The organism is Phocaeicola coprocola, assembly GCF_041333015.1.
Taxonomy (GTDB): Bacteria; Bacteroidota; Bacteroidia; order Bacteroidales; family Bacteroidaceae; genus Phocaeicola; species Phocaeicola coprocola.
On the sequence record NZ_JBGKGM010000004.1, the window covers coordinates 972,189 to 987,338 of the forward strand.

At 41.7% G+C, this 15,150-nt stretch carries 15 protein-coding genes and 2 CRISPR repeat arrays (1 of these 17 cut by a window edge); of the genes, 6 read left to right on the plus strand and 9 right to left on the minus strand.

Annotated elements, in window-relative coordinates; genetic code table 11:
• Nucleotides 1-233 precede the first annotated feature (233 nt).
• The 8 genes from ACDG22_RS14865 to ACDG22_RS14900 form a co-directional block, all read right to left on the minus strand.
• On the minus strand, nt 234-1,235 hold the full coding sequence (locus ACDG22_RS14865) for a cation diffusion facilitator family transporter (protein ID WP_370858955.1): 1,002 nt from the start codon (nt 1,233-1,235) through the stop codon (nt 234-236).
• Between the two features lie 202 nt (nt 1,236-1,437).
• Complete coding sequence (locus ACDG22_RS14870) at nt 1,438-2,598, minus strand: sodium ion-translocating decarboxylase subunit beta (protein WP_007566320.1); 1,161 nt, start codon at nt 2,596-2,598, stop codon at nt 1,438-1,440.
• A 1-nt stretch (nt 2,599) separates the two neighbouring features.
• Nucleotides 2,600-3,028: an acetyl-CoA carboxylase biotin carboxyl carrier protein gene (locus ACDG22_RS14875; protein ID WP_007566322.1), complete on the minus strand. Its 429-nt coding sequence runs from the start codon at nt 3,026-3,028 to the stop codon at nt 2,600-2,602.
• A 23-nt stretch (nt 3,029-3,051) separates the two neighbouring features.
• Nucleotides 3,052-3,981, minus strand: a complete 930-nt coding sequence (locus tag ACDG22_RS14880) for an OadG family transporter subunit (RefSeq protein ID WP_007566323.1) — start codon at nt 3,979-3,981, stop codon at nt 3,052-3,054.
• Nucleotides 3,982-4,024: 43 nt separating this feature from the next.
• Nucleotides 4,025-5,578, minus strand: coding sequence for an acyl-CoA carboxylase subunit beta (locus tag ACDG22_RS14885; RefSeq protein ID WP_007566325.1), 1,554 nt, complete (start codon nt 5,576-5,578; stop codon nt 4,025-4,027).
• A 186-nt stretch (nt 5,579-5,764) separates the two neighbouring features.
• Nucleotides 5,765-6,169, minus strand: coding sequence for a methylmalonyl-CoA epimerase (gene mce, locus ACDG22_RS14890; protein WP_007566327.1), 405 nt, complete (start codon nt 6,167-6,169; stop codon nt 5,765-5,767).
• Nucleotides 6,170-6,394: 225 nt separating this feature from the next.
• Nucleotides 6,395-7,399, minus strand: a complete 1,005-nt coding sequence (locus ACDG22_RS14895; RefSeq protein ID WP_007566330.1) for an aldo/keto reductase — start codon at nt 7,397-7,399, stop codon at nt 6,395-6,397.
• An 18-nt stretch (nt 7,400-7,417) separates the two neighbouring features.
• Complete coding sequence (locus ACDG22_RS14900; protein ID WP_178269951.1) at nt 7,418-8,392, minus strand: GNAT family N-acetyltransferase; 975 nt, start codon at nt 8,390-8,392, stop codon at nt 7,418-7,420.
• A 77-nt stretch (nt 8,393-8,469) separates the two neighbouring features.
• On the opposite strand from ACDG22_RS14900, the gene ACDG22_RS14905 reads away from it, so the two are divergent.
• The 6 genes from ACDG22_RS14905 (at nt 8,470) to ACDG22_RS14930 (ending at nt 11,833) form a co-directional block, all read left to right on the plus strand.
• Complete coding sequence (locus ACDG22_RS14905; RefSeq protein ID WP_040311778.1) at nt 8,470-9,006, plus strand: nitroreductase family protein; 537 nt, start codon at nt 8,470-8,472, stop codon at nt 9,004-9,006.
• Between the two features lie 65 nt (nt 9,007-9,071).
• Entirely contained in the window at nt 9,072-9,341 is a 270-nt protein-coding gene (locus tag ACDG22_RS14910; RefSeq protein ID WP_083779537.1) for a hypothetical protein, read from the plus strand.
• Nucleotides 9,342-9,362: 21 nt separating this feature from the next.
• The gene (locus ACDG22_RS14915; RefSeq protein WP_370859015.1) at nt 9,363-10,172 is read left to right on the plus strand and encodes a Rossmann-like and DUF2520 domain-containing protein; all 810 of its coding nucleotides are present in this window, start codon (nt 9,363-9,365) and stop codon (nt 10,170-10,172) included.
• Nucleotides 10,169-10,687: a KdsC family phosphatase gene (locus ACDG22_RS14920; RefSeq protein ID WP_007566342.1), complete on the plus strand. Its 519-nt coding sequence runs from the start codon at nt 10,169-10,171 to the stop codon at nt 10,685-10,687. The genes ACDG22_RS14915 and ACDG22_RS14920 overlap by 4 nt, the downstream gene beginning before the upstream one ends.
• 17 nt (nt 10,688-10,704) lie before the next feature.
• On the plus strand, nt 10,705-11,286 hold the full coding sequence (locus ACDG22_RS14925; RefSeq protein WP_007566344.1) for a Maf-like protein: 582 nt from the start codon (nt 10,705-10,707) through the stop codon (nt 11,284-11,286).
• Nucleotides 11,287-11,311: 25 nt separating this feature from the next.
• The gene (locus ACDG22_RS14930) at nt 11,312-11,833 is read left to right on the plus strand and encodes a GNAT family N-acetyltransferase (protein ID WP_178269949.1); all 522 of its coding nucleotides are present in this window, start codon (nt 11,312-11,314) and stop codon (nt 11,831-11,833) included.
• Between the two features lie 165 nt (nt 11,834-11,998).
• Nucleotides 11,999-12,660: direct repeats of the CRISPR family, unit length 47 nt; unit sequence GTTGTGATTTGCTTTCAATTTAGTAACTTTGTGATATAGGAAACAGC.
• A 135-nt stretch (nt 12,661-12,795) separates the two neighbouring features.
• On the opposite strand, the gene ACDG22_RS14935 is transcribed toward ACDG22_RS14930, so the two are convergent.
• On the minus strand, nt 12,796-13,926 hold the full coding sequence (locus ACDG22_RS14935) for an ISAs1 family transposase (RefSeq protein ID WP_007565353.1): 1,131 nt from the start codon (nt 13,924-13,926) through the stop codon (nt 12,796-12,798).
• A gap of 309 nt (nt 13,927-14,235) precedes the next feature.
• A CRISPR array of direct repeats spans nt 14,236-15,150; the repeat unit is 47 nt; unit sequence GTTGTGATTTGCTTTCAATTTAGTAACTTTGTGATATAGGAAACAGC (it continues 745 nt past the right edge of the window).

Genomic DNA, 15,150 nt, shown 5'->3' on the forward strand with positions numbered 1-15,150 from the left:
AAGAAGGGGAGCTGTCTCAAAATAAAGAGATAGGCTTACTTATCATCTATATAAAATTACAACATAAAAAAACTCCTGCTTTTAGTCCTATCATTATAATAAACAAAGGCTAAAGCAGGAGATTTTTATTTATCAGTTTTAATCTATAAGATTTTTACTTTCGCTGTTCTAGTTTGAGGCAGCCTCATCTTTATTGGATTAAGATTTTAAAACTCTTTTTCTATCATCTACAACTATTCGCTGAATTCAACTTCATTACGAATAAAAGTCGTAACATTAATCTCTTCCACGGCTACAAACTTCTCTTTGCGATACGGGCAGTCAGTGCACATACACTTATTACACTTAGGTGTTTCGAATATATTACATGGATCAAGATGAATATTCAATACAGCATGGTCTGAATATTTAGCTTTCATAGCTTCCTGCAAACGTGCCCCTATTTTATGACCTTGTTCGATATTATAATACCATGGAATAGTCAAGTCGCAGTCCATATACAAAGAATTGCCCGACTTCAAAACCTTTACATTATGAATGTCAATCCACTCGGGTTTTCTGTTTCGATTCAAGGTATCGGCAAGATCGGCAAGCAGATTAATGTCTGCCTTATCAAGCAAATTATCGGTAGTTTTTCTCAGAATAGAAATTCCTGTTATGATAATTACCGAACCGAAAATCAAGGCCATCGCACTATCTATCCAAGCTATGCCGGTGAAATACAACAATACCAGTCCGGCAACTAGACCAATAGTAGAATAGGTATCCGACTGTAAATGTTTTCCGCCAGCAACGAGAGCAATCGAATCGTATTTCTTTCCTACAGCTATGCTATACCATCCCATCAGGTAATTAAGAAGCCCGGATGCAGCTATGATATAGATACCTACATCAATCTTCTGAATATCGGTAGGTACCAGCAAACGCTTAATACCTTCATAAATAATCATTCCTCCTACTATCGAAATCAATATACCTTCGATAGAAGCCGATATAAGTTCAATCTTTCCATGTCCGAAAGGATGATTCTGGTCTTTAGGCTTTTCCGAAAGACACAGACTAAACAAGCTTATTGCCCCAGCAACAACGTTGACAATACTCTCCATGGCATCGGTCAGAACACCAACTGAATTTGTGAGGTAATATGCTATAAACTTTCCTACCAGAATCAATACTGATACAGTCAGTATATTACGCTGTACTCTCTGCTTTAGTTTATTCTCTGTAAGTTCCATAATCCCCAAAATTGAAGTCAAAAAATGAGTGGACGAAAGTACAACTTATTTTCAATCTAGCAAAAGCATGATAGCTTAAAGTCAGTCTAAATTTCAGTATGCCAAAAATCAGCATCTACGAAAACAGTTAACCCTCTGCCTGACTGATCTATACAGCCCGACAGAGGGTTAACGAATTCAAAAGATTATCAACAAACTCCGTTTAAACCAAGAAGCCCAGTAAGATACCGGCAGCTACAGCCGAACCGATCACTCCTGCAACATTCGGTCCCATTGCATGCATCAGCAGATAGTTAGTCGGATCATATTCCAATCCTACTACCTGAGAAATACGTGCAGAGTCGGGTACTGCCGATACTCCGGCATTACCGATAAGCGGATTGATTTTATTTTCTTTCTTCAATACCAAATTGAAGATCTTGACAAAGATAACTCCCGATGCTGTAGCAATAAAGAATGACAGCGCTCCCAAGATAAAGATCTTGATGGAATCCCAAGTCAAGAACTCAGATGCCTGAGTAGATGCTCCCACGGTCAGTCCCAACAAAATAGTAATTGTATCAATCAGCGGACCACGAGCTGTTTCGGCAAGACGGCGGGTTACACCACTTTCCTTCAACAGATTACCGAAGAACAACATACCCAGCAATGGCAGACCGGAAGGAACCAGGAAGCAAGTAAGCAACAAACCTATAATCGGGAACATAACCTTTTCTGTATGTGATACGGCACGAGGTGCTTTCATACGGATAAGACGTTCCTTCTTTGTTGTAAGCAATCGCATTACAGGAGGTTGTATAACAGGAACAAGTGCCATATACGAATAAGCAGACACGGCAATTGCTCCCATCAGATTAGGTGCAAGTTTCGATGACAAGAAGATAGCGGTCGGTCCGTCAGCTCCACCAATGATACCGATAGCAGCAGCCTGCATCGGATCGAAACCTATTTCCAGCGCAATCATATATGCTCCAAAGATACCAAACTGTGCCGCAGCACCGATCAGCATCAACTTCGGATTAGATATCAACGCCGAGAAGTCCGTCATGGCTCCAATGCCTAAAAAGATAAGCGGCGGATACCATCCGGAAGTCACTCCCTGATACAAAATGTTAAGTACTGAGCCTTCCTCATAGATACCTACTTTCAGTCCGGCTTCCATATTAAACGGAATGTTACCGATAAGTATACCGAATCCGATAGGAATCAGCAACATCGGTTCGAATTCCTTAGCAACGGCAAGATAAATGAACACAATACCTATCAGGATCATGATGAGATGTCCTGCTGTGGCATTATAAAAACCGGTATATGTCCAGAAGTCTGCCAGGTTATTCTGTAAGAAACTACTAAATTCTCCCATATTATTCGATGATTATAAGGTCTGTACCTTCAAGAATTGATTCTCCTTTACTTACTTTAATAGCAGTAACTTTACCGTCGCGGTCTGCCTTGATATCGTTCTCCATCTTCATGGCTTCCAATACAAGTAAGGTCTGTCCACGTTTCACGGTATCACCTTCTTTTACTTTGATTTCGAGAATAACTCCCGGCAGCGGTGACTTGATACCAGATTTGCTTCCTACACTTGCCGGACGAGTCACAGCAGCAGGAGGAGCAGCAGGAGTAGTAGATGCAGTACGTACTACCGGCTTAATTTTCGGTTTGTTCTGTTTTTCGAGTTCTACGGTATAAGGCGTACCGTTTACTTCTACACGCACATTATTGTCTTCTATGTCACCCACGGTTACTTTATACAAGTTTCCGTTAATTTTATATCTGTATTCTTTCATGGTTTCTTATCATTTTAGGATGATTATTTCTTATGTGGAGTTTCACGCAATGTATAAATCTTCGAACTCCACGGAGAATAACTACGTTTCACACGACTGATAGTCAGAATGGTTTCTTCTACATCATGATCGGCTCCCTGTGCTTCATGCAGCGCCATAGAGATAGCAGCAATCACTTCTCCCGGTGCTTCGCCCAATTTCTTTTCCTTAGCTTCTTGCTTATCGGTAATGTTGTGTGCGATCATTGCATTGCGCTTACGCAACTTAATAGCCGCCTTACCATTCAGCTTAAAGCAGATGTAAAGCAATATTAGTCCCAGGAAAACAACACTCATAGCCGATATAGCCATACCGATACCTACCGGGTCATGCTGTTCGAACTTATCCATCTTCGGATTGCTTTCTATCGTCTGGTTGTTCGTACTTGGAGTGACATATTTATCAGCACTTGCACCTTTCACTTCCCATTCGGCAGATGCATCCCCTACACGAGCGTACGATTGATTTGCAGCCAATATACCAGCCGGAACAACAACCTGATCAAGCAGCTTTTTACCAGAATCATATAATCCGATCCAGTTGGCATTAGTTTTACTCAGTACAAAATTAGTATGGAAAGTACCCCGTCTAGGATTTCCGTCCGCCCAGAAAAGTGTATGCTGGCGTGGCTTAATGCTTGTCAGCACATCTCCTTTCGGAATAAAATACGTAACAGTATCTCCGGGCTGACTGCTCACTTTCAGCAGGCATCCGGCCAAATCGGCTGTACTATATGCCTTATTGAATATTTCAATCCAGCCGCTATGCACACCATAATCATCCTGAAAGTTGGTCTGATTGTCCACCAACACCTCATTGATGACCAGCTTACTGTTCGATTTCTGTTCTGTACAAGAAGTAAAACCGATCAGCAACAGCAGGGAAAGAAATATTCCTATTCTGTTTTTTCTCATAGATTTCTTAAGTTGAAAGTTAATAATCAGAATAACCCACGAATTACAATGGAATATTTCCGTGTTTCTTAGCCGGATTTGTCAGCTTCTTAGTCTGTAACTGCTGCAAGGCACGAATGATACGGAAACGAGTATTACGCGGTTCAATCACATCGTCTATATAACCATATTTTGCAGCATTATACGGGTTGGCAAACAACTTGGTATATTCAGCTTCTTTTTCAGCCATAAATGCCTTCGGATCGGCAGCTTCTTTAGCTTCTTTTGCATACAATACCTCTACAGCTCCAGCACCACCCATTACGGCAATTTCAGCAGTCGGCCATGCATAGTTCATATCTCCACGCAACTGCTTACAACTCATTACGATGTGTGAACCACCATACGACTTACGCAATGTAACTGTCACTTTTGGAACAGTAGCTTCACCATATGCATAAAGCAGTTTAGCTCCGTGCAAGATAACAGCATTGTATTCCTGTCCTGTACCCGGAAGGAATCCCGGAACATCTACCAATGAAACAATAGGAATATTGAAAGCATCACAGAAACGGACGAAACGCGCTCCCTTACGAGAAGCATTGCAGTCCAATACTCCGGCAAGGAACTTAGGCTGGTTGGCAACAATACCAACAGACTGTCCGTTGAAACGTGCAAAACCGACAATGATATTCTTTGCAAAGTCACGCTGAACTTCGAGGAACTCACCATTATCGACAATTGCTCCGATAACCTCATACATATCGTAAGCCTTATTAGGGCTGTCCGGAATAATTTCATTCAAAGAATCCTCCAGACGATCAATCGGATCTGTACAGTCTACATAAGGCGGCTCTTCCAGATTGTTCTGAGGGATATAGCTCAATAACTTACGAATCAGTGCCAAGCCTTCTTCTTCTGTAGAAGCAGTAAAATGAGTTACCCCCGAACGAGTAGAGTGCACACTTGCACCTCCCAAATCTTCTTGAGAAACATCCTCTCCGGTAACAGTCTTTACAACTTTCGGACCTGTAAGGAACATATAGGAAGTACCTTCCATCATCAAAGTAAAGTCTGTCAGTGCAGGTGAATATACAGCACCTCCGGCACACGGACCAAAGATACCCGAAATCTGCGGGATCACACCAGAAGCCAAAATATTACGCTGGAAAATTTCAGCATATCCAGCCAATGCATTGATACCTTCCTGAATACGTGCACCACCCGAGTCATTCAGTCCGATACAAGGAGCTCCCATCTTCATGGCCATATCCATTACTTTACAAATCTTCAGTGACATGGTTTCTGACAGAGAGCCGGCAGATACGGTAAAGTCCTGTGCAAAGACATAAACCAATCTTCCCTCTATTGTTCCATATCCAGTAACTACACCATCGCCCAGATAATGCTTCTTATCCATTCCGAAGTTTGTACAACGATGTTTTACAAACATATCCATTTCTTCGAAACTTCCTTCATCAAGCAGCATAGCAATACGTTCACGTGCAGTATATTTCCCTTTAGCATGTTGCTTTTCGATAGCTTTCTCACCACCGCCAAGACGCGCCTGGGCACGCAGTTCGATAAGCTCTTTTACTTTTTCAAGTTGGTTACTCATGGTACTAGAAATTTATGTATTAGTAAATGGCAAGATAAAATGGTTAACAACCGATTGTTTTAAAGCAACAAAGTGACGAAGAACTTCGTATACATCCGATGAACGTTTACAAAATTCTCCGCCACTTCTCTATTCTGAATGACAACAAACAGCTAATGTCTCCACCATTTCATTCATTGCCCTTAATTATTTTTCGCAAAGTTCGGTTAATACCCCCATAGTTGATTTCGGATGAAGGAAAGCAATATTCAGTCCTTCTGCACCTTTTCGAGGCGCTTTGTCGATCAGGCGAATGCCGTTTGCATCAGCTTCAGCCAACGCATTTGCTACTCCGTCTTCTATTGCAAAAGCCACATGATGAACTCCCATGCCTCTGTTTTCAATAAATTTGGCAATTGTGCTATCAGGTCCCGTAGGCTCCAGCAGTTCAATTTTTGTTTCACCACATTTCAGGAAAGCAGTTTTTACTTTCTGATCTTCTACGGTTTCTATATTATAACATTTCAATCCGAGTACATTTTCATAATAAGGAAGGGCTTCTTCGATACTTTTCACCGCAATGCCCAAATGTTCAATGTGAGAAATTTTCATAATTAAGTTGCTTTTAATGGTATTAAAATCTAAAGTTGGTTTATATCAACTGCACAAAGAAAACAAAAATGTGCAGAATAAAGAAATATTTCCCTATTTTATTTTCATCAACTAACGCTTTTTTTAGTTTATTTTTATTTTATACAAAGCGTAGTTGTCAGAAATATTTTTTCACGATAAAAATATTGGCTGATGCATGAATCGCTCCATTCTCCAAACTGGATATCAACGACTTAGAACATTATTTATCAGATATATTTCCTCATCACAGAACGACCTATTATCTAAAGACTTCAAATTATCGTCAATCTGTTTTACCGAACTGGCACCAATTATGACAGAAGTAACCTTCTCATCTTTCAGCAACCATGCCAATGACATTTCGGCCAAAGTCTGCCCACGCCGTGCGGCTATTTCGTTCAAGTCCCTGATTTTACGAAGAACATCCTCCGTCAGAGCTTCTTTCTTAAGATGACCTCCCCGGGCAATACGTGAATCATCAGGAATACCATCCAGATAACGCCCAGTCAATAATCCCTGCGCCAAAGGTGAAAAAGCAACAAACCCACTGCCATGTTTACTAGCCTGATCCAAGATGCCCTCCTCTTCCGGCTCACGATTGAACAAATTATAACGCCCTTGATAAAGCAGACAAGGCACATGATTGTCGGCAAGATAACGATAAGCTATTTCCGCCGCCTCTTTAGGATACTTCGATATGCCTACATAAAGAGCCTTGCCCTGACGTACGATATCGACAAGTGCCTGCAAGGTTTCTTCAAGTGGAGTTTCCGGATCATAGCGATGACTATAAAAAATATCTACATACTCCAGATTCATCCGTTTCAAACTCTGGTCAATACTAGCCATAAGATGCTTCCGTGAATTCCATATCCCATAAGGCCCCTCCCACATATCATGTCCAGCCTTCGTAGAAATAAAAAGTTCATCACGATAAGGAGCAAGAGATTTCTTCATGATTTGCCCGAACGTTTCCTCAGCCGACCCATAAGAAGGTCCATAATTATTAGCAAGATCGATATAAGTAATTCCCTTGTCAAAAGCATGATGAATTTTCTCTTTACTGCCTGACAGCGTATCCACATCTCCGAAGTTATGCCAAAGTCCAAGAGAAATTTCAGGAAGCAGGATGCCACTCTTACCAGCCCTGCGATATTTCATTCCACCGTGATAACGGTCGGGAGCCGCACTATAAACAGGATCAATCATAACATATATCTATATAAATTACACATAAATACGAATAAGCAAGCGATTCAGCCAGTTCCACCGTACCTTAAACCAACGACGTGTACTCAACAGTTTACCTCCGAAACGTAAAATAAAATCCCGATAACTGAATTTCTTGAAAGGAAGTCCTGCTTCTATAAATTCAAAATGACTATATCCATGCTCTCTGGCATAAGTCATTGCCTCCCATACAGCAAGCACTCCCGGATAAAGCAACGGATAACTCTTGCGCATCCCAGCAGAAAACATCAGGTAAGCAGTATCATCAGAAAACAAACAAACCGAACCACCAATAATCTTTTCTTTATAACGGACTATAAAGATTTTACCCATCCTAGCCGGAAAAGAGTCTTCAGAGAAAAAAGCAAAAAGATGAAAATCAGGTAAATAACGATGAACTTTGGGAGAATAATATTTTTTCAGCATCATGAAGAAAGCCCTTATATCTTCCAGGCTGGAGGCAATTTCAATAGAAGCCCCATTTCTAAGTCCCCTGGCAATCTGGCGTTTACGGGAAGCACTCATCCATTTATCAAGCTGTTCGTGGTGTATCGAATTGCGAACACGCAGCCACCGGACCGGAAAATACCCGTTCTGCCTGAAATAACGGTAGCCGAATAACGGTTCTTCTAAGTTTCGAAACTCCAACAGAAAAGATTCCTCCTTATACAGAGTAGTAAAATACGTCAATAATTCATTGAAAATCTCTTCCCGTTTCCGTTCCGTATTAAAATACTCTCCCACACCGTAAACATATGTTTTTTCAGTAAACCCCAGCAGACGAAAATTCCGCCGGGTAATACACAGCAGTTTACCTATCGGTTTATCCCCTTCGAAAGCAACCAAGAGCACAGGACGATACCCCGGGGTTTGTTCCAATATCCGGAACAAATCAGTAGAATGAAAGACATTGGTTCCCGGAAGTTCAGGAATGTCCTTTGCATGCTCATATGTAGTCAACCTGATAGCCATTGTATCGCAAATTTATGATTTTTTTTGAGCATTACGAGTTTAAAGGTTATATTTGTCGTGTTAAAAACGAAGATTTTATGAAGAGTTTCAGCGAATTGATAAAACAACGGCGCAGCATGCGTAAGTTCACCGATGAAGAACTGACACAAGAAGAAGTGGTAACCCTGCTGAAGGCAGCCCTCATGTCGCCGTCTTCCAAACGAAGCAACTGCTGGCAGTTTATAGCAGTAGACGATAAAGAAACACTAGACAAGCTTTCACGTTGCAAGGAAATGGGATCATCTTTCCTGAAAGAAGCCTCTCTTGCCATCGTCGTACTGGCGGATCCGCTGGCAAGCGACGTATGGATAGAAGATGCGTCTATAGCCTCTCTGATGATTCAGCTACAAGCCGAAGATCTGGGACTGGGAAGCTGCTGGATACAAGTACGCGAACGATACACCGCTACCGGCATGTCTTCGGACGAGTATGTGCACGGCATTCTCGGCATACCTCTTCAGTTACAGGTTTTGTCCATCGTAGCCATCGGCCACAAAGGTATGGAGCGTAAACCTTTCGACGAGTCACACCTGCAATGGGAAAAAGTACATATCAATAAATACGGAGGAGAGTAAACGTGGCAGCAAAAGCATCAAACCATAAAGATACATACCGTGCTACCGCAGTTTTTCTTGCATTGATGGGAATACTCTATCTTGCCGACCGGCTGATAGGTTTTTCTTCCCACGGTCTGTCCTGGGTTATGCAAAAAGACACCATGCTACTTTATGCAGCCGTCGCTTTCTTATGGTTCAAGGCAGACAAGTCGGTAGGCATCATTCTTGCCGGAATCTGGCTCATCCAAAACATCGGTCTGGTAACTACGCTGCTGGGACAAATGTCAGGCTACCTGCTTCCCGCTTCCCTACTGCTGATAGGAATACTGCTCTACTGGTTGTCATCACGATAAAAAGTCCCGCAAACGAAAAAAATCATTTTCACCATGAATATAAAAAACATTATCATGATAGGGGCCGGCAACGTAGCGACTCACCTTTCCGTAGCTTTATCACAAGCCGGATATGATATCCGTCAGGTATTCAGCCGTACAGAAGCTTCCGCTTCCGAACTTGCCGACAAGCTGAAATGTCCCTATACTACAGATTTAAGCCAAATCACCCATGAGGGAGATTTATATATCGTTTCCGTGAAAGACTCAGCACTGAACGACATACTTCCCAAGCTAGCACAACGTGCTCCCCAAGCTCTGTTTGTACATACAGCGGGCAGTGTTCCCATGAACGTATGGCAAGGACTGGCAGAACGTTATGGTGTGCTCTACCCCATGCAGACATTCAGCAAACTGCGTCAGGTAGATTTTCGTGAAGTTACATTTTTTACCGAAGCACATACAGCTGCCGACCTGAAGCTTCTGAACGAAATCGCCCTCCATCTGGGAAGCAAAGTATATGAAGCATCATCCGAGCAACGGCGATACCTGCACATTGCAGCAGTATTTGCCTGCAACTTTGCCAATCACATGTATGCCGTTGCCAGTCATCTGCTTTCAGCAAACGGTCTTCCCTTCGAAGCCATGCTTCCGCTGATCGACGAAACAGCCCGGAAAGTACACGAACTGCCTCCCGTCGAAGCACAGACCGGACCGGCACAGCGATACGATGAAAATGTCATCAACCGCCATCTGGAAATGCTGAAAAGCGAACCACGCTTGGCAGAGATATACGAACTGATCAGTAAAAACATTCACGAGTACGCTAGCAATAAAAAAGAAACCTTATGATAAACTACGATCTTACTAAAATACGTGCACTTATATTCGACGTAGACGGCGTGTTAAGTGCCGAAACCATTACCCTGCATCCTAACGGAGAACCGATGCGCTCGGTCAACATTAAAGACGGTTATGCCCTGCAACTCGCCGTAAAATGCGGACTACATGTTGCAATCATCACCGGAGGAAAGACAGAAGCTGTACGTAAACGTTACGAGGGTCTTGGCATAAAAGACATCTACATGGGAGCAGCCGTAAAGACCAAAGAATATGCCGAATTAATGGAGAAATACAATCTGAAGCCAGAGGAAGTGCTCTATATGGGCGATGATATCCCCGACTACGAAGTTTTAAGTCTTGTAGGACTCCCCTGCTGCCCCGCCGATGCAGCCCCCGAGATAAAAGCCATCTGCACATATATCTCACACCGCAACGGAGGCTACGGATGCGGACGTGATGTAGTAGAACAAGTTTTGCGTGCACAAGGCAAATGGATGTCACACGAAGAAGCCTTTGGCTGGTAATATAAAAACAAACAATTATGCTCGAAAACCTGAAAAAATATAAGATAAAGCTGGCTTCCAACTCCCCACGTCGCCGGGAACTATTATCCGGACTGGGAATAGATTATGAAGTAAAGCTTCTGCCCGGTATTGACGAAACCTACCCCGACACACTGAAAGGTGAAGAAATTCCCATCTACATTGCCCGCGAAAAGGCAGACGCCTATCGTCCGTCCATGCAGGCAGACGAACTTATTATCACTGCCGATACCATAGTCTACATAGACGGAGAAGTCTTAGGAAAGCCTAAAGATGAAGAAGAAGCTTGCCAAATGCTGCGCAAACTGTCGGGACGCTCTCACCAGGTCATAACCGGAGTATGCCTTACGACTACCGAATTCCAAAAATCCTTTGCCTCGGTTACAGAAGTAACCTTCGACCAGTTGAGTGAAGAAGATATCCGTTTCTATGTAGAACATTACAGACCGATGGACAAAGCAGGCTCATATGGTGTACAAGAATGGATCGGCTTCATCGGAGTAACCGGCCTGAAAGGTTCCTACTTCAATGTAATGGGGCTTCCGGTACAACGATTGTATCAGGAGTTAAGGAAATTATAAACCATCGATTCCACGTCCGTAGCCAATGAAGTTCAGCATAACCCAAGCAACCATAGCAGATGCAGACGAACTGACATCATTTATAACAAGTATCTGGAAAAACATGGAACACCGGGAATGGTTTGCTCCAGAAGAAGACAAAGATTATATAAAGTCGCTATTGTCTACTCACACAGGCATTATATGGAAAGCCATTGAAAGTGTATCAGGACAGACTGCCGGATTATTCATTGTCGTCTTTCCCGGAAAAAATTCCGAGAACCTAGGTTACGACATTGGATTATCTGAAGCAGAGTTGTGCAGTGTAGCACACATGGATACGGTAGCAGTGCATCCCAACTTCCGAGGTTACGGACTACAACGTTTACTTATAAGTCAGGCAGAAGAAGCCCTGAGCAAAACCCAATACCGTTATTTGTTATGTACGGTCCATCCGGAAAATTCTTTTTCACGCAGTAACATGGAAAAATTAGGATATACGTATATAAAACAAGCCTTGAAATATGGTGGACTACCGAGATGTATTTATCTGAAGAAAAGGACATAAGCTTGTTATTGGTTCTTTTACTTTAAATACATCATCGAAGTAATTGCCATAATACAGGACTCATAAAATTGAATACTTTCTCTCAATAGAGTTATGATTAGCTTTAATTCAATGGATTTGTGATATAGGGAACAGTTCTTCAAGATATATTTCAGCCAGTTCTTCGTTGTGATTTGCTTTCAATTTAGTAACTTTGTGATATAGGAAACAGCTGTGGAGTTGTCGTATCAAACCACTGCTCTGTTGTGATTTGCTTTCAATTTAGTAACTTTGTGATATAGGAAACAGCTATTCAAGAATTACTACGCTAATAAGCAGGGTTGTGATTTGCTTTCAATTTAGTAACTTTGTGATATAGGAAACAGCATTGCTTCGCAATACTCGCCTGCAATCCCGTTGTGATTTGCTTTCAATTTAGTAACTTTGTGATATAGGAAACAGCAACGAAAACAAAGACTACAACCGTACCACAGTTGTGATTTGCTTTCAATTTAGTAACTTTGTGATATAGGAAACAGCCTTTCTCGCTCAGGAATGAGTTTCCTCACCGTTGTGATTTGCTTTCAATTTAGTAACTTTGTGATATAGGAAACAGCTTGGGTTTGCACGTAATGATAGGGGAGTTCGTTGTGATTTGCTTTCAATTTAGTAACTTTGTGATATAGGAAACAGCGTTATGATTGCAATAACTTTCACGGCGGTCGTTGTGATTTGCTTTCAATTTAGTAACTTTGTGATATAGGAAACAGCTGGGGATTGGATTTGCCTAGTGATTGGAACGTTGTGATTTGCTTTCAATTTAGTAACTTTGTGATATAGGAAACAGCATCATATATTCACGGCTCTTTCATTTAAGCTTAGATAAAGGCACATAATTCCCCCACCCACTTCTTATGGGAAGTAGGGATTTTGTTATGATTGATACCCAAAACGTTACGAATCCTCTGAAATTACAAATTATCTCATTTTTGATCCAGCATATGTATCATTGCGGTAAAGTCCAAAGAAAGTTCTCTAATAAGTTCGGCCGTTCCCTTAGCCTTGTCGGAGAGCTTTTTCCTTTTACCTTTCCATATAGAAAGTATTGCCAGTACTATCCTCTGTATCGTGTCAAGGTTTCTGGCGGACCTTGCACTATTCCGCCTGATGAAGTCCTGCCTCAGGTTGCGGTCAAGGTCCCAGTGCATGCTTTCTATTGCCCAATGCATTCTGGCTATTGTACTCAGCCGCCTGGCACTTCCGTGAAAACTGGAGACATAGAACCTCCTCTCGGAAGATTTCTGACCATCAGATTTTCTCTCCGTTGCAGTCCGTATTTCGACAACCGTCAGATTTCCATTCCACTTTTTCCTGTCCGTAATCAGGTCATTTCCACGAAAGATACGGCATACTCTGGTCTCTATTCTGCCATGTTCAAGAAAAGGGCCTTCCGAATATACATCCACAGGCTCTGCAAGTTCGACATTGTCCTCAACCCCATATCGCAGAGTTCTCTGGTTTGCCTTCAGCTCGATAAGGAAATCACCGCCTTTTTCCCGGATTTTATCTATGATGGCTTTCTGGAAGGACATGGCGTCTGCCGTAACTATGCATCCTGACACATCCACCTTGTCCAACAGTTTGGGTACGGAAGTTATCTCGTTGCTTTTTTCTTCACACATGTCCGTGGCAAGGGTGAAACCTCCTTCAAGGGAATAGGCGGATACGATGTCGGGGGTGCGTCCGTTTTCAAGTACCGTCCCTCTCATTGCCTTGCCGTCAATACAGAGGATGTCTCCGGCACAACCGACAAGCTCATCATGGAAGGTGGAGGTAAATTCAGACATCCGCTCAGACATGGCTTCATCATCAATATGTTTGAATATACGGCAGAGCGTAGGTTCAGAAGGCACACCGTCCAACAAAATTCCTAAAGAGCGGAAGCGTTTCAGATTACGCTCGCCGAATCTGATTATATCCGGTCTTGTCATACACTTGCCCAGCCGTCCGAGTATTACAAGGAGAAGAATATCTTCCAGCTTGTATTTGTAGTTTCCCTTGTCTGTCCTGCGGTAATCCGGCACTGATTTCACAAATTCTTTCAGATGTTTCATTATGCTGCCACGACGGCAGAATGCATGTTTCTTTTTTATATATTAGACATGCAAAATGTTGCATATCAGCAAAATAAATCTTATTTTCGCATAGCGAAAATTAAGGCGGAAATCAAAAAACGACCTCTGTCGCATTTGATTTCCGCCTACAAAAATAATTTTATATGAACGATAAAAAGAAACACCGGAAGCGGTGCTTCCTGCATCGCTGTGCGCAAAAATAATGGTTTTTCGGAGAATAACAAGGATTATAGAGGTTGTTTTAAATGAAAGAGCCGTGTCATATATTCAGAAAACTATTTATTGACAGTTGTGATTTGCTTTCAATTTAGTAACTTTGTGATATAGGAAACAGCTTTCCTCTTATCATGTCTTACTGATAATGAGTTGTGATTTGCTTTCAATTTAGTAACTTTGTGATATAGGAAACAGCAAGGGGATAGGTATTAACTATCTGGATAGAGTTGTGATTTGCTTTCAATTTAGTAACTTTGTGATATAGGAAACAGCCTGAGTACCTGAAGTCACAGCCCGCTATCGGTTGTGATTTGCTTTCAATTTAGTAACTTTGTGATATAGGAAACAGCAATCTTCTCAGTCGCCATTCAATGCATTCGGTTGTGATTTGCTTTCAATTTAGTAACTTTGTGATATAGGAAACAGCTTATATCATTTTTTAATTGGTCGTTTCACGGTTGTGATTTGCTTTCAATTTAGTAACTTTGTGATATAGGAAACAGCATAAAACACGTGAACTGGCAGAGGTTAAGGGTTGTGATTTGCTTTCAATTTAGTAACTTTGTGATATAGGAAACAGCGATAATACCAACATAAAAGCAAAGTTGGAGTTGTGATTTGCTTTCAATTTAGTAACTTTGTGATATAGGAAACAGCTAAACTGGACTGTCAGTTAGAAACAATTTGTTGTGATTTGCTTTCAATTTAGTAACTTTGTGATATAGGAAACAGCATATTTTTTGCAAAGGAGACCGGAGATATTGTTGTGATTTGCTTTCAATTTAGTAACTTTGTGATATAGGAAACAGCTCATCTTCCATTTGTAATTTCTCCTTTTGTGTTGTGATTTGCTTTCAATTTAGTAACTTTGTGATATAGGAAACAGCTATGCGTCCAATTCTCCTGTTGTTGCTAATGTTGTGATTTGCTTTCAATTTAGTAACTTTGTGATATAGGAAACAGCTTCCCGGAGCAGGACAAGTTCTT

Bases quoted from the DNA above. Each gene is read 5' to 3' on its own strand.
- ACDG22_RS14865 (WP_370858955.1), bottom strand. From the start codon at position 1,235: ATGGAACTTACAGAGAATAAACTAAAGCAGAGAGTACAGCGTAATATA.
- ACDG22_RS14870 (WP_007566320.1), bottom strand. From the start codon at position 2,598: ATGGGAGAATTTAGTAGTTTCTTACAGAATAACCTGGCAGACTTCTGG.
- ACDG22_RS14875 (WP_007566322.1), bottom strand. From the start codon at position 3,028: ATGAAAGAATACAGATATAAAATTAACGGAAACTTGTATAAAGTAACC.
- ACDG22_RS14880 (WP_007566323.1), bottom strand. From the start codon at position 3,981: ATGAGAAAAAACAGAATAGGAATATTTCTTTCCCTGCTGTTGCTGATC.
- ACDG22_RS14885 (WP_007566325.1), bottom strand. From the start codon at position 5,578: ATGAGTAACCAACTTGAAAAAGTAAAAGAGCTTATCGAACTGCGTGCC.
- mce (WP_007566327.1), bottom strand. From the start codon at position 6,169: ATGAAAATTTCTCACATTGAACATTTGGGCATTGCGGTGAAAAGTATC.
- ACDG22_RS14895 (WP_007566330.1), bottom strand. From the start codon at position 7,399: ATGATTGATCCTGTTTATAGTGCGGCTCCCGACCGTTATCACGGTGGA.
- ACDG22_RS14900 (WP_178269951.1), bottom strand. From the start codon at position 8,392: ATGGCTATCAGGTTGACTACATATGAGCATGCAAAGGACATTCCTGAA.
- ACDG22_RS14905 (WP_040311778.1), top strand. From the start codon at position 8,470: ATGAAGAGTTTCAGCGAATTGATAAAACAACGGCGCAGCATGCGTAAG.
- ACDG22_RS14910 (WP_083779537.1), top strand. From the start codon at position 9,072: ATGGGAATACTCTATCTTGCCGACCGGCTGATAGGTTTTTCTTCCCAC.
- ACDG22_RS14920 (WP_007566342.1), top strand. From the start codon at position 10,169: ATGATAAACTACGATCTTACTAAAATACGTGCACTTATATTCGACGTA.
- ACDG22_RS14925 (WP_007566344.1), top strand. From the start codon at position 10,705: ATGCTCGAAAACCTGAAAAAATATAAGATAAAGCTGGCTTCCAACTCC.
- ACDG22_RS14930 (WP_178269949.1), top strand. From the start codon at position 11,312: ATGAAGTTCAGCATAACCCAAGCAACCATAGCAGATGCAGACGAACTG.
- ACDG22_RS14935 (WP_007565353.1), bottom strand. From the start codon at position 13,926: ATGAAACATCTGAAAGAATTTGTGAAATCAGTGCCGGATTACCGCAGG.